Below are 13,825 nucleotides of genomic sequence, written 5' to 3' on the forward strand. Positions count from 1 at the left end.
ATACAAGCCGAGGTAGTTGTCGGCCAGCACCAACAGCAGCATCGCCGCAACGAACAGGTTCAGATAGCCGAAAAACCGCCTGCGCTCGGGGTCATGTGCCATGTAGCCGATCGAGTACAGGTGAATCAGGGCGCCGACCCCGGTGATCAACAGCACGAAACATACGCTCAACGAATCGAGCTGCAGTCCGAAATCGACCCGCAACTGCGCCACCGGAATCCATGAGAACAGGGTCTCGCCCAGTACCCGGTTCCCCGGGTTTCGGCCCAGCAGCGCGGCGAATAACGCCGCACCCCAGCCGAACGAACCGAGCACCGTCAGGCTGCCCAGCAGATGCCCCCAGGCGTCGGTGCGCCGCCCACCGAGCATCAGCACTCCCGCACCGGCCAGCGGCAAAGCGACCAACAACCACAACGGCCCGCTCATCTCAGTGCCTCAACAGGTTGGCGTCATCGACGTTGGCCGACCCTCGAGTGCGGTAGATGGCCATGACGATCGACAGTCCGACCACCACCTCACACGCGGCGACCACCATGGTGAAGAACGCCACCACCTGACCATCGAGCTGCCCGTGCATCCGGGCAAACGCGACGAACGCGACATTGCTGGCGTTGAGCATCAACTCCACGCACATGAACATCACAATCGCGTTGCGCCGCAACAACACCCCGGCCGCTCCCACGGTGAACAACAACGCCGACAGATACAGGTAATTGGCTGGATTCACGGCACACCCGCTTCCCGGTGGGAATCCGAGGCGCCGCCCTCGCCCTGGGCCACCAGGAGTGTAAGCACAATTCCCCGCCGCTCCAGGGTCCTGCTCACCGAAAGGTCGGAGCATGTGCCGTCGGCGAGCCGGGTTGGCAGGTCCACTGCGTTATGCCGGGCGTACACACCGGGAGCCGGCATCGGCGTCGGATGCCCACCCGGAGCGAAGCGCTCATCGGCCAATTCACGCTGAGTCTTGCGGCGCTCGAGGCGCTCCCGGTGCGCGAGCACCATGGCACCCAACGCCGCGGTGATCAAAAGTGCACTGGTCAATTCGAAAGCCCATAGATACCGGGTGAAGATCAGCGCAGCCAACCCCTGCACGTTCGATTCGGGAACCAGACCTGCCGACTGACCCATCGAGCCCGCCGTCGACACCTTGCCGACCGCAGCGATCAGCAGCGATCCGAGTCCCAGACCAGCCAGCGCCGTGGTGATACGTTGCCCACCAAGGGTTTCCACCAGCGACTCGGACTGATCGACACCGACCAGCATGACCACGAACAGGAACAACATCATCACCGCGCCGGTGTAGACCACCACCTGCACCACGCCGAGGAATATGGCGTCCTGCGCCATATAGAGCACTGCCAGGTTGATCATGGTCGAGGCCAGGAATACCGCCGAGTACACCGCGCGAGAGCTGATCACCACACCCAGGGCCGAGATCATCGCCAAGACGCCCAGCACCCAGAACACGACGGCCTCCGCGGTCGAAGTTCGTACCAGGGGTTCGCTCGCCAGTAACGCCATCGAGGCGGTAATGCTCATGAGTCCGACCTGACTTCGCGATCTTTGGGTGTGGCTGCTGCGACGGAGCCGCGGTAGTAGTCCTCGTCAGTGGCACCCTCGGCCATCGCGTGTGGTGGGGGTTGCATACCGGCCAGCAGAGGCGCCAGCAGGTCGTCCTTGTCGAAGATCAGATCGGAGCGGTTGTCGTCGGCAATCTCGTATTCGTTGGTCATGGTCAGCGCCCGCGTGGGACACGCCTCGATGCACAACCCGCAGCCGATGCAGCGCAGATAGTTGATCTGATACACACTGCCGTAGCGTTCGCCGGGTGAAAACCGTTGTTCCTCAGTGTTATCCGCGCCCCCAACAAAGATGGCGTCGGCGGGGCAGGCCCAGGCGCACAGCTCACAGCCGATGCACTTCTCCAACCCGTCGGCGTACCGGTTGAGCTGGTGGCGACCGTGGTAGCGCGGCGCGGTGGGCTGCTTGTGCTCTGGATATTCCTCGGTGACGGGTTTGCGGAACATCGCCGCGAATGTCACACCGAAACCGGCAGCTGCATCGAATAATTTAGCCATCGTGTGTTCTGCCCCTGCTCAATAGGACGTCGGTCGGGATGGATTTCCCGTTGTGGATCGGTATGTCGATGTCGCCATCGCTGAACACCGTGGTGTGCGGTCGCTGACCGGGTAGTGGCGGGACGGGAAATTCGCCGGCCAACGGATCAAACGGCGTCTGCGCCGCTATCGGTTCGGTTTCGTTTCGAAGACGGTTGCCGCGCAGCACAATCAGCACCACCACAAGCAACGCCAGCGTCGCCAGAGCCCCTGGCATGACGCCGCCTTCGTGCAGTAACCGCAACATTGCCACGATCAGGATCCAGCTCAGAGACACCGGGATGAGGAACTTCCAGCCAATGGCCATGAATTGGTCGTAACGCAGCCGCGGCAGGGTGGCGCGCAGCCAGATGAATATGAACAGGAAGGTCCACACCTTGGCGACGAACCAGATCAGTGGCCACCAACTGGTGTTGGCACCCTCGATCAGCGACACCGGCCACGGTGCCTGCCAGCCGCCGAGAAACATGGTGGTGGCCAGCGCAGAGACGGTGGTCATGTTCACGTATTCGGCAAGCATGAACATCGCGAACTTCAACGAGCTGTACTCAGTGTGGAACCCGCCGACGAGTTCGCCCTCGGCCTCGGGCAGGTCGAACGGTGCCCGGTTGGTTTCGCCGACCATCGCCGTGGCGTAGACCAGAAACGACGGCAACAGCAGGAACACATACCAGGTGTTGTGCTGAGCGGCGACGATGCCCGAGGTCGACATGGTGCCGGCGTAGAGGAACACCGCGACGAAAGACAATGCCATCGCGATCTCGTAGGAAATCACCTGCGCGCTTGACCGCAGACCGCCCAGCAGCGGGTACGTCGAACCAGATGCCCAGCCCGCCAACACGATTCCGTACACCCCGATCGACGTGACCGCCAATACATAAAGAACCGCCACCGGCAGGTCGGTCAGTTGCAGCGGCGTCTGACAGCCGAACACCGACACCACCGGGCCCATCGGGATCACGGCGAACGCCATGAACGCGGGAACGACGGCGATCACCGGCGCCAGTAGGTAAAGCGGCTTGTCCACCAGCGCCGGGATCAGGCCCTCCTTGAGCGCCAGTTTGACCCCGTCGATCAGACTCTGCAACAACCCGAACGGACCCGCCCGGTTCGGGCCGTAGCGCATCTGCATCCGGCCCAGCACTTTGCGCTCGACCAGAATCGCCACCAACACGGTGAGCAGCAGGAAGACGAAGACAGCGAGAGCCTTGGCCAGGATCAACCACCACGGGTCGTTGCCGAACATCCTCAGATCCGGATAGCTCATCGGTCGGCCCGCCGTATCCGTACGACGCTACCGACACTCACGGCGAGCTGGGAGTGCACCGCCGAACCTGGCGAATTCAGCGGTAGCCAGACGACCCCGGCGGGCATCTCGGTGATCGCCAACGGCAGCGTGATCCTGCCACGATCGGTGCTCACTGTGACCGAATCGCCCTCGACAGCACCGATTTCGGCGGCGGTCACCGCCGGTAGCCGAGTGACCGCAGGGTGCGCGGTGCCGGCAAGATGCGGTTCTCCGTCCTGCAACCGCCCGGCGTCGAGCAGCATCCGCCACCCGGCAAGTACCGCCTCACCGGTATCCGGCCGGGGTGCGCCAGCACCGGCGACGTTCGGCGCCGGCGGCCGCCGACCCTGCCACCAGCCTAACCGGGCCAGCTCCACTCCGGCTGCCCCCGGAGTCTGGCACCCGAGGTCGACGCCGGTCCCGGCGGCCAGAACGTGCAGGACCCGCGCGTCGGATGCGGCTCCGGTGGGCAGCGCGGCCCCGAATGATCGAATCCTCCCCTCCCAGTCCAGGAATGACCCGTCCTTCTCCGCCACCGGCGCAACCGGGAAGACAACGTCGGCCAGTTCGGTCACCGCGCTGTGCCGCAGCTCCAGACTGACGACAAAGCGTGCGACGTCGATGGCGGCGAGCGCGGCGTCGGGGTCCGGCAGATCGGCCGGTTCGACACCCCCGATGAGCAGGGCGTCGAGTTCACCGTCGCGTGCCGCGGCCAAGATTGCCGCGGTGTCTCGGCCGGGTGCGGCGGGCAGGTCGATCCCGCCCCAGGCAGCACCGGCCTGTTCGCGGGCCCTGCCGTCGCTGACGGGTCGGCCACCCGGGAGAAGATTGGGCAGACAGCCGGCCTCCAGCGCGCCGCGTTCCCCGGCGCGGCGCGGTATCCACGCGAGCCGGGCGCCGGTCGCCGCCGCCACCTGGGTGGCCGCCGTCAATGCGCCGGGGCTACCGGCCAACCGCTCACCCACCAAGATGATCGCCCCGGGCGGTAGCTCGCCTGCGAGCGAATCCAGCGCTCCGGCTTCGTCACCGGGCACAGTTGCGATGAGCCGTCCCGACATTTTCCGCAGACCGCGCGACGCGAACGGCGCGATCGAGACGACCTCGGTGCCGTTGACGCGGGAGGCTTTGCGCAACCGCAGCAGGACGATGGGAGATTCCTCTTCAGGTTCGAACCCGGCGAGTACGACGACCGGTGCCGCCTCAAGGTCCGCGTAGGTGACCGTCATCGGCCGCCCACTGATCTCGGCGGCGAGGAATTGCGCTTCCTCGGGCGAATGCACTCGTGCCCTGAAATCGATATCGTTGGTACCCAGCACTATTCGGGCAAACTTGCTGTAGGCGTAGGCATCCTCCACCGTCGTGCGGCCGCCCACCAGCACGCCGGCTCGCCCGGCCGCAGCGCTCAGGCCGGCGACCGCGACACTGATGGCCTCCGGCCAGGACGCGGGCCGCAGCTTGCCGTCGGCCGCACGGATCTGGGGGCTCTCGATGCGGTCGCCGACGCCCGTATAGGTGAAGGCCCAGCGGCCTTTGTCGCAGTTCCATTCCTCATTGACCTCGGGATCGTCACCGGCCAAGCGTCGCAACACTTTTCCCCGGCGATGGTCGGTGCGCTGGGCACAGCCGGATGCGCAGTGCTCGCACGCACTCGGTACGGAGGCAAGGTCGAAGGGCCGGGCCCGGAACCGGTAGGCCGACCCCGTCAATGCCCCGACCGGGCAGATCTGCACGGTGTTGCCCGAAAAGTAGGAATCGAAGGGCACATCGGCAGCGATGCCGACCTGTTGCAACGCGCCGCGTTCGAGCAACTCGATGAAAGGGTCACCGGCGATCTCGTTGGAGAACCGGGTGCAGCGCGCGCAGAGCACACATCGTTCTCGGTCCAGCAGCACTTGTGCAGACAGGTTGATCGGTTTGGCGAAGGTACGCTTCTGCCCCTCGAAACGAGTTTCCACCCGGCCGTGCGACATCGCCTGGTTCTGCAGCGGGCATTCCCCGCCCTTGTCGCAGACCGGGCAGTCCAACGGATGGTTGATCAGCAGCAGTTCCATCACCCCCCGTTGTGCGGCGTCGGCTGCCTTCGAGGTCAGCTGCGTACGGACGACCATGCCGGGTGCGACGGCAATGGTGCACGACGCCATCGGCTTGTGCTGACCCTCCACCTCGACAAGACACTGCCGGCACGCCCCGACCGGAGCCAGCAGCGGGTGGTCGCAGAACCGCGGGATCTGGATCCCGGCCAGCTCGGCGGCGCGAATCACCAAGGTGCCCTTGGGGACCGACATCTCTACGCCGTCGATGGTCAGCCTCACCATCTCGGTGGCGGGGGCCTGCCGGTCGCGCTCGGCCAGTGTCATGCGTCCACCCGCTCGGGTGCGTCGAGCATGGCGGCGCGCGGGTCGAACGGGCAGCCGCCATGCAGGTGGGCCTCGTATTCCGCACGGAAGTGCCGGATCGACGAGATGATCGGGCTGGCCGCACCGTCACCCAACGCGCAGAACGACTTTCCCAACATTGCATCGGAGATGTCCAGCAGCTTCTGGATATCCACAGCGGTGGCCTGCCCCGTCTCCAGCCGCTCGTAGAGCTGGGTGAGCCAATAGGTGCCCTCGCGACACGGCGTGCACTTCCCGCAGGATTCGTGTGCGTAGAACTGTGTCCAGCGGCGCACCGCCCGCACCACGCAGGTGGTTTCGTCGAAAATCTGCAGGGCCTTCGTCCCCAGCATCGAACCCGCCGAGGCGACTCCCTCGTAGTCCAGTGGCACATCAAGGTGTTCGGCGGTCAGCAGAGGCGTCGAAGAGCCGCCGGGGGTCCAGAACTTCAGCTTGCGACCGGCACGGATCCCACCTGCGTAGGACAACAATTCACCCAGGGTGATGCCCAGCGGCGCCTCGTACTGGCCGGGTGAGGTGACGTGACCGGACAGCGAATACAGCGTGAAGCCGGGAGATTTCGCCGAGCCCATGGAGGTGAACCAGTCGATCCCGTTGAGCAGGATCGGCGGGACACTGGCAATGGTCTCGACGTTGTTGATCACGGTCGGGCAGGCGTAGAGACCCTCGACGGCAGGAAATGGCGGCCGCAGGCGCGGCTGGCCACGCTTGCCCTCCAACGAATCCAGCAGCGCAGTCTCCTCGCCGCAGATGTAGGCGCCGGCCCCGGCATGCACAACCATCTCCAGGTCGAACCCCGAACCCACGATGTCCTTACCGAGGTACCCGGCCGCGTAGGCCTCAGCAACCGCGGTCTGAAGGCGCCGCACCACCGATAGCACCTCACCGCGCACATAGATGAACGCGTGGTGCGCACCGATGGCGTAGGCGGCGATGATCGCGCCCTCTACCAGTAGATGCGGGGTCGCCATCATCAGCGGGATGTCCTTGCACGTACCGGGTTCGGACTCGTCGGCGTTGATCACCAGGTAATGGGGGACGCCCGGAAGGTCCTGGGGGATGAAGGACCACTTTCGTCCGGTCGGGAACCCCGCCCCGCCACGACCGCGTAGACCGGATTGCGTGACGAACTCGATGACGTCCGCGGGCGACATCGCCAGCGCCTTGGTCAGCGCCTGATATCCGTTGTGCCACAGGTGGGTCTGCAACGACCACGAGCGTGGCTGATCCCAGGATCGGGACAGCACAGGGGTCAGCCGCATGTCACCCGTCTCCTTCGGCACGGGCGGCTCGGAGTCCGGCCAGCGTCGCCGCACCCGCGGAGCTGGACTCCAGGGTCGCCGCAGCGGCGGAGCTGGACTCCAGCGGGTCGGCCATCCCCGCCAGGGTGCGGGCCGCGGCCCGGAACGTACACAGGGGCGCCCCGCGGGTGGGCATCACCGTCTCCCCGGCACGCAGCGCGTCCACGAGTTCGGTTGCCGACGACGGTGTTTGGTTGTCGAAGAACTCCCAGTTGACCATGACGACGGGCGCATAGTCGCACGCCGCGTTACATTCCACATGTTCCAGGGTGACCACGCCATCGCCGGTTGTCTCACCCGCGCAGATACCGAGGTGCGTTTGCAGCGCGTCGAGGATCGCGTCGCCGCCCATGACCGCACACAGGGTGTTGGTGCATACCCCGACGAGATAATCGCCGGTGGGAGCGCGTCGGTACATCGAGTAGAAGGTGGCGACCGCGGTGACCGCGGCCTCGGTGAGGCCAAGCCGACTGGCGCAGAACGAAATTCCGGCCGTGGTCAAGTAGCCGTCCTCGGCCTGCGCCAGGTGCAGTAGCGGCAGCAGCGCCGAACGTGAATGCGGGTAGCGGGCGATGATCGACGCCGCGTCACCGTCCAGCCGGGCAACCACCTCGGCGGGGTATGTGCGACGCCCGCCGATAGCGGATCCGGATTCATCAGGACGCGGTCCGAGCTGCAGATTCACCGTCACCTGTCCACTCCTCCCATAACCGGGTCGATACTGGCCACCGCCGCGATGACGTCGGCGACCATGCCGCCCTCGCACATCGCGGCGACAGCCTGCAGGTTGGTGAACGAGGGGTCGCGGTAGTGGACCCGATAGGGCCGGGTTCCTCCGTCCGACACCATGTGTACGCCCAGTTCGCCGCGGGGACTCTCGACCGCTACGTAGCACTGACCGGCCGGTACTCGGATACCCTCGGTGACAAGTTTGAAATGATGGATCAGACCCTCCATCGATCTGCCCATGATCTTGTCGACATGTGCGGGCGAGTTGCCCAGACCGTCCGGACCCAGTTGCAGGTCGGCCGGCCACGCAAGCTTCTTATCGGTGATCATCACCGGGCCAGGCTCCAGACGCGCCAGACACTGCTCGACGATCTTCAACGACTCCTTCATCTCCTCGACTCGGATCAGATACCGGCCGTAGGCGTCACACCCGTCATCGGTGATGACATTGAAGTCGTATGTCTCGTAACCGCAATAGGGTTGGGCCTTGCGCAGATCGTGTGGCAGTCCGGTGGAGCGCAGCACCGGGCCGGTGATACCCAGCGCCATGCACCCGGTCAGGCTCAGATATCCGATGCCCTTGTTTCGGGCCTTCCAAATCGAGTTCTCCCGCAGCAGATCCTCCAGCTCGCGCAGCTGAGCAGGCAGGGTCTTGCACAGCGCGGCCAGCTGGTCGGGGCCGTCCTCGGGCAGGTCGGCCGCCAACCCGCCGGGACGGATGTAGGCATGGTTCATCCGCAGCCCGGTGATGGCCTCGAACACCTTCAGGATGTCTTCGCGCCCGAGGAATCCGAAGAACATCGCGCTCATCGCGCCCAGTTCCATGCCGCCGGTGGCCAGCGCCACCAGGTGACTGGAGATCCGGTTGAGTTCCATCAACAGCACCCGGATCACGTTGGCACGCTGAGGAATATCATCGGTGACGTCGAGCAACTTCTCCACGCCCAGGCAGTAGGCGGTCTCGTTGAAGAACGGCGACAGGTAATCCATCCGCGTCACGAACGTCACACCCTGGGTCCAGGTGCGATACTCGAGATTTTTCTCAATCCCGGTGTGCAGGTAGCCGATTCCGCACCGGGCCTGCGTGACGGTCTCGCCGTCAATCTCCAGGATGAGGCGCAGCACCCCGTGCGTAGATGGATGCTGCGGACCCATGTTGACCACGATGCGTTCCCCGGATCGCGTGGCCGCCGCTGCGGCCACAATCTGGTCCCAGTCCTGGCCGGCGACGGTGATCACGGTATCGGCGTTCACCGGTACGCCCTCCGCTCATCGGGTGGGGCAATTTGCGCGCCGTGATATTCCACCGGGATGCCGCCCAACGGATAGTCCTTGCGCTGTGGATGTCCGATCCAGTCGTCGGGCATCTCGATCCGGCTCAAGCCAGGATGGCCGTCGAAGATGATGCCAAAGAAATCGTAGGCTTCGCGCTCATGCCAGTCGGTGGTCGGATACACCGAAAATAGTGATGGCACATGCGGATCGGTATCGGGGCAGGCGACCTCGAGTTGGATGCGGCGATTGTGTGTGATGGACATCAATGGATACACCGCGCGCAATTCACGACCGGCTTCATCGGGATAGTGCGCCCCCGAGACCCCCGCGCACAGCTCGAATCGCAACGCCGGATCGTCGCGCAGTATGCGCGCCACCGTCGGCAGGTGCTTGCGGCGAACACCGAGCGTCAGCTGCTCGCGGTGTACCTCGACACGTTCGACCGCCGCCCCGAACTGCGCGCCGAGCGCGGTCGACAGCAAGTCGACCACCGTGTCGAAATACCCTCCATATGGCCGGGTGCTGCTCTGCGATTTAATGATTGGCGGAGCCAACCGCCCGTATCCGGACGTGTCACCGCTGCCGGTCGCGCCGAACATTCCCCGCTTGGAGCCGTCTGCCGCACTCATCGCAGCAGGCCTCCCAGTTCGATGGTGGGAGTTGACGCCAACGCGGCCTGCTCGGCGGCCGCCACCACCTCGTCACGATGGACGCCTAATGGCATCTGCTGGATCTTGTCGTGCAGCATCAGGATGGCGTTGAGCAACATCTCCGGCCGCGGCGGACAACCCGGCAGATAAATATCCACCGGCACAACATGATCGACCCCCTGCACGATGGCGTAGTTGTTGAACATGCCACCAGAAGACGCACAAACACCCATCGCCAGAACCCATTTCGGCTCGGCCATCTGGTCATAGACCTGCCGCAACACCGGCGCCATCTTCTGCGACACCCGCCCGGCCACGATCATCAAATCGGCTTGGCGTGGAGTCGCCGAGAAGCGCTCCATCCCGAACCTGGCGATATCGAACCGCGGCGAAGCCGTCGCCATCATCTCGATGGCACAACACGCCAGCCCGAACGTCGCCGGCCACAGCGAGCCCTTACGCACATAGCCGGCGACCTTCTCCACGGTCGACAATAAGATCCCCCCGGGCAGCTGCTCCTCTAATCCCACGACAGCCCACCCCGCCGCCACACATACGCATAGGCCACAAACACCGTCGACATGAACAACGCCATCTCCACCAGCGCGAACACGCCCAGCGAATCGAAGGACACGGCCCACGGGTACAAGAACACAATCTCGATATCGAAAACGATGAAGAGCATTGCGGTCAGGTAGAACTTGATCGGGAACCGGCCCGCGCCCATCGGCTGCCCGGCCGGTTCGATACCGCATTCGTAGGCATCGAGTTTGGCCCGGTTATAGCGTCTCGGGCCGATCAACAGTGCGATACCCACCGAACCCACCGCGAACCCGGCCGCGATCGCCCCAAGCACCAGGATCGGCAGATATATGCCCATTCCTGCCTCCTCGCTCGTGAAGTGATGCAACGTAGATCGAATCGGCCCCACGCCATCTCGGAGTTGCCGGTAACTAATGTCTACTGAACGAATACGCGGGGGTGGACCCCGATTTGGGGGATATCCGAGGTGATCTCAGGGGGTGGCGTTAGCTGCGCACAATAGGCGGAGCCAGCAACCCCGGGTCGACTGTGGCCCTGGCCCGGACCGAGGCCGCTGTGGCGGCGACGATGACCCCGGCATCGGCGTCGCGGCCCTTGGGGAAGACAATCTCCGCACTGTCCGGGCCATCCCGATGCGCCATCAACCAGTCATACAGCAACCAGTCCAAAGCGCAGGCGGCACTTAACGGATCGGCTCCGGCAGCTCCGGCTGCCGACACCACCGATGACAATGCGTCCCGATGCTCGTTGTGAGCGGCATCCTTGTTCACTCCCGAGCTGTCGAACAACAGCATCGACAACGTCAACGGGTAGCGCAGGCCCGATTCGGTCCGCACGATCCAGCGTCCGCCCTGCCACGGCCGATCCGGATTGACTTGGCACATCTCGCCGAAGCCACCCACCACACCGAGGGACGGATCGTCGAGTGCGCCGTCCAACGGGGCGGGCCCGAGGAGCCCGAGGGGTTCTCGGGCCAGGATCGAGAAAAGCGCCGCGGTGCCGATGATCTTGCCGGCGCGCAGGTCCGCGGTGATGCCCGTGCGTTCCAGGGATAACGCATACTCGTGGCAAAGACTATCGAGAGCACGGTGCAACAGCACCAGATCGTCTCGCTCGCGGTCGGTTTCGGGTCGGCGGCCGCCTCCCAGCAGCTCGCCGAACTGCCCGGCAGCGATGATCAGCGCATCATCGAGGGCTTCGAGATGGGTCGCGACCAAACGGTCGGCCTCGTCATCGTCGACGACCAAGTCCGCCAACGTGGTCGGTGCGCCGGTGACGGTGGCCCAGTGGAATCCGATCTGGCCATCGGCCTGGACGATCCGCGGTCTCATCGGCCCCCCGTAAGACGCTCGTTGGTTACACCGAGTTGGCGGGTGGTGCTATCGGCAAGTGCGCGAACCTGATCCGGCATCAGACGCCCGCACACCCTTCCCCAGTGCACCGCGACCCGATCGCCGGGGGCCATATCCGATACCGCACTGTAGCCGTCCTCCCAGACCTCGAGCCGCCGCGATGACGGTTCGGACAACCCCAGTTGATGCCCGTCCCACACCAACTGCCGGGCCAGCACCTCGACATCGTCGCCGGCCCGGGAAAGCACTGTCGCCCAAGTGATTCGGCAGTTATCGAGTACATGCAACGGATGTTCATCCATCCCCTGGCCGAGCAGCCGCGACCACGGATATACCCCGAACACGTGAAAGCCGTGGTTACCGGCCGCCTCGAAGGCAAGGTCGGCGTTCAGATGCGACCAATAGTGACCGGCCCGCGGGCCGATGACGGCGAGTAGCTCGGACGCGAACTCCTCGGGGGCCAGCCCGGCCGCCACGCCGCCGCCGAGCCAATAGGATTCGACCAGTCGGTGATCCAGCGGATCTGCGATACCGGTCATTCTGGAGAGCACCTGAAGGTACGGCCAGACGCCGGAGAATCTCCTGGCCGCTGCCCGCACGTCATCGACGGACCCACTGCGCAAACCGGCCGCCTCGGGCGGACCACAATAACCAAGATGGTTGGGGGCGTATGCGTAACGCGCGAACATGTCGGCACCCCGATGGACGAGGGACGCGCCGCCCGCCGCCGACCGGCTCACCCCTGCGCGCCCTGCCCCACGAGCTTGATGGCGTCGCGGTGCATCCGACCGAAGTTGTAGTACGCCGCACACGCGCCCTCGGCGGATACCATGCACGTTCCAATCGGTGTCTCCGGTGTGCACGCGGTACCGAAAACCTTGCATTCCCATGGCTTCAGCACACCCTTGAGCACCTCACCGCACTGACACGCCTTCGGGTCGGCGACCCGGATACCTGGCATCGCGTAGCGGAGTTCGGCATCGAATTCTGCGTAGTCGTCGTGCAGCCGCAATGCGCTCTGGGAGATGAATCCCAGTCCACGCCATTCGAAGTGCGGACGCAGCGTGAATACGCGGCCCATCAAGGCCAGCGCCGCCGGGTTGCCCTGTTCGTGCACTACCCGCGAGTACTGGTTCTCCACCTCGCAACGGCCTTCGCGGATCTGAGTCAGCAGCATCGCCACCGAGGCAAGGATGTCCAGCGGCTCAAAACCGGCTACCACCAAGGGTTTACCGTAGACCTCCGGCACGAATCGGTATGGCCGGTTGCCCACCACCGTCGAAACGTGACCGGGCCCCAGGAAACCGGACAGTCGCAGGTCCGGTGACTCCAGGATCGCCTTGATCGGCGGCACGATGGTGACGTGGTTACAAAACACCGAGAAGTTGGGCACGCCCATCTCGCGGGCACGCAGCAGTGTGACCGCGGTGGACGGTGCGGTGGTTTCGAAGCCGATCGCGAAGAACACGACGTGCTTGTCCGGATTGTCGACGGACATCTTCAGGGCGTCCAACGGCGAGTAGACGAACCGCACGTCGGCTCCGCGGGCCTTGGCGTCCAGCAGGCTGCCGTTGGACCCCGGAACTCGCATCATGTCGCCGAAGCAGGTGAAGATGACATCGGGCTGCTCCGCCAACCACATCGCGTCATCGATGCGGCCCATGGGGATCACGCACACCGGGCAACCGGGGCCGTGTACCAGTTCGACGTTGTCGGGCAGCAGGTGTTCGATGCCGTGCCGGTAGATGGTATGGGTGTGACCGCCGCACACCTCCATAAACTTGAACTGCTCGGACCCGTCGCCGGCCAGGCGCTCGATCGCGCCGAGCAGCTTGCGCGCGGCCGCGGGATCCCGGAACTCATCAACGAAACGCATGGTTACTCTCCGTTTTCATATGATCGACGACGAATCGAAAGCCTGTATTTCATCGGAATAGCTGCTCCCGAGCTTCTGAACGGCCGCGAGCGTGAGCAACGCCTCGGTCTCGTCGATCTTCGCCATGGCGAATCCGACATGGACCAGAACCCAGTCGTCGGGTTCGGGCATGTCCTTTTCCAGCAGTCGGACACTGATGATCCGGCGTACGCCACTGACGTCGACCTTCGCCAAATAGTTTTCAGCATCAGTTATCTCGATGATTTGACCAGGAATTCCAAGGCACATTTTCTTCACA

Annotated in this window: 15 protein-coding genes and 1 pseudogene; all 16 read right to left on the reverse strand. The window is 64.5% G+C overall.

Annotation, left to right across the window (positions count from 1 at the left end; genetic code table 11):
* Positions 1-426, reverse strand: a pseudogene (locus tag A7G45_RS02050) (NADH-quinone oxidoreductase subunit L); the annotation flags it as partial.
* 1 nt (position 427) lies between these two features.
* A complete protein-coding gene (gene nuoK / locus A7G45_RS02055; protein ID WP_260933058.1) occupies positions 428-727 on the reverse strand; it encodes an NADH-quinone oxidoreductase subunit NuoK in 300 nt (99 codons plus the stop codon).
* Positions 724-1,539, reverse strand: coding sequence for an NADH-quinone oxidoreductase subunit J (locus A7G45_RS02060; RefSeq protein WP_260933060.1), 816 nt, complete (start codon positions 1,537-1,539; stop codon positions 724-726). Before A7G45_RS02060 ends, nuoK begins: the two co-directional genes overlap by 4 nt.
* Positions 1,536-2,078 (reverse strand): NADH-quinone oxidoreductase subunit NuoI, encoded by a 543-nt coding sequence (gene nuoI / locus A7G45_RS02065; protein ID WP_260933062.1) that lies wholly within the window; start codon positions 2,076-2,078, stop codon positions 1,536-1,538. Before nuoI ends, A7G45_RS02060 begins: the two co-directional genes overlap by 4 nt.
* Entirely contained in the window at positions 2,071-3,384 is a 1,314-nt protein-coding gene (gene nuoH / locus A7G45_RS02070; protein WP_260933066.1) for an NADH-quinone oxidoreductase subunit NuoH, read from the reverse strand. Before nuoH ends, nuoI begins: the two co-directional genes overlap by 8 nt.
* The gene (locus A7G45_RS02075; protein ID WP_260933070.1) at positions 3,381-5,762 is read right to left on the reverse strand and encodes an NADH-quinone oxidoreductase subunit G; all 2,382 of its coding nucleotides are present in this window, start codon (positions 5,760-5,762) and stop codon (positions 3,381-3,383) included. The genes nuoH and A7G45_RS02075 overlap by 4 nt, the downstream gene beginning before the upstream one ends.
* Entirely contained in the window at positions 5,759-7,063 is a 1,305-nt protein-coding gene (nuoF, locus tag A7G45_RS02080; protein WP_260933072.1) for an NADH-quinone oxidoreductase subunit NuoF, read from the reverse strand. The genes A7G45_RS02075 and nuoF overlap by 4 nt, the downstream gene beginning before the upstream one ends.
* Before the next feature lies 1 nt (position 7,064).
* Positions 7,065-7,793, reverse strand: a complete 729-nt coding sequence (gene nuoE, locus A7G45_RS02085; RefSeq protein ID WP_260933075.1) for an NADH-quinone oxidoreductase subunit NuoE — start codon at positions 7,791-7,793, stop codon at positions 7,065-7,067.
* Positions 7,790-9,085, reverse strand: a complete 1,296-nt coding sequence (gene nuoD / locus A7G45_RS02090) for an NADH dehydrogenase (quinone) subunit D (protein WP_260933078.1) — start codon at positions 9,083-9,085, stop codon at positions 7,790-7,792. The genes nuoE and nuoD overlap by 4 nt, the downstream gene beginning before the upstream one ends.
* Complete coding sequence (locus tag A7G45_RS02095; RefSeq protein WP_260933081.1) at positions 9,082-9,735, reverse strand: NADH-quinone oxidoreductase subunit C; 654 nt, start codon at positions 9,733-9,735, stop codon at positions 9,082-9,084. The genes nuoD and A7G45_RS02095 overlap by 4 nt, the downstream gene beginning before the upstream one ends.
* Positions 9,732-10,286 (reverse strand): NuoB/complex I 20 kDa subunit family protein, encoded by a 555-nt coding sequence (locus A7G45_RS02100; RefSeq protein ID WP_260933085.1) that lies wholly within the window; start codon positions 10,284-10,286, stop codon positions 9,732-9,734. Before A7G45_RS02100 ends, A7G45_RS02095 begins: the two co-directional genes overlap by 4 nt.
* Entirely contained in the window at positions 10,277-10,636 is a 360-nt protein-coding gene (locus tag A7G45_RS02105) for an NADH-quinone oxidoreductase subunit A (RefSeq protein WP_260933089.1), read from the reverse strand. Before A7G45_RS02105 ends, A7G45_RS02100 begins: the two co-directional genes overlap by 10 nt.
* Positions 10,637-10,784: 148 nt before the next feature.
* On the reverse strand, positions 10,785-11,630 hold the full coding sequence (locus A7G45_RS02110; protein WP_260933092.1) for a hypothetical protein: 846 nt from the start codon (positions 11,628-11,630) through the stop codon (positions 10,785-10,787).
* Positions 11,627-12,340 (reverse strand): DUF6390 family protein, encoded by a 714-nt coding sequence (locus tag A7G45_RS02115; protein WP_377042109.1) that lies wholly within the window; start codon positions 12,338-12,340, stop codon positions 11,627-11,629. The genes A7G45_RS02110 and A7G45_RS02115 overlap by 4 nt, the downstream gene beginning before the upstream one ends.
* 47 nt (positions 12,341-12,387) lie before the next feature.
* The gene (gene hypD / locus A7G45_RS02120; protein WP_260933097.1) at positions 12,388-13,527 is read right to left on the reverse strand and encodes a hydrogenase formation protein HypD; all 1,140 of its coding nucleotides are present in this window, start codon (positions 13,525-13,527) and stop codon (positions 12,388-12,390) included.
* A gap of 15 nt (positions 13,528-13,542) precedes the next feature.
* Positions 13,543-13,815 (reverse strand): HypC/HybG/HupF family hydrogenase formation chaperone, encoded by a 273-nt coding sequence (locus tag A7G45_RS02125; RefSeq protein WP_260937905.1) that lies wholly within the window; start codon positions 13,813-13,815, stop codon positions 13,543-13,545.
* Positions 13,816-13,825: the final 10 nt, after the last annotated feature.

The sequence above is a fragment of the Mycolicibacterium llatzerense genome (genome assembly GCF_025331195.1).
Lineage (GTDB): Bacteria > Actinomycetota > Actinomycetes > Mycobacteriales > Mycobacteriaceae > Mycobacterium > Mycobacterium llatzerense.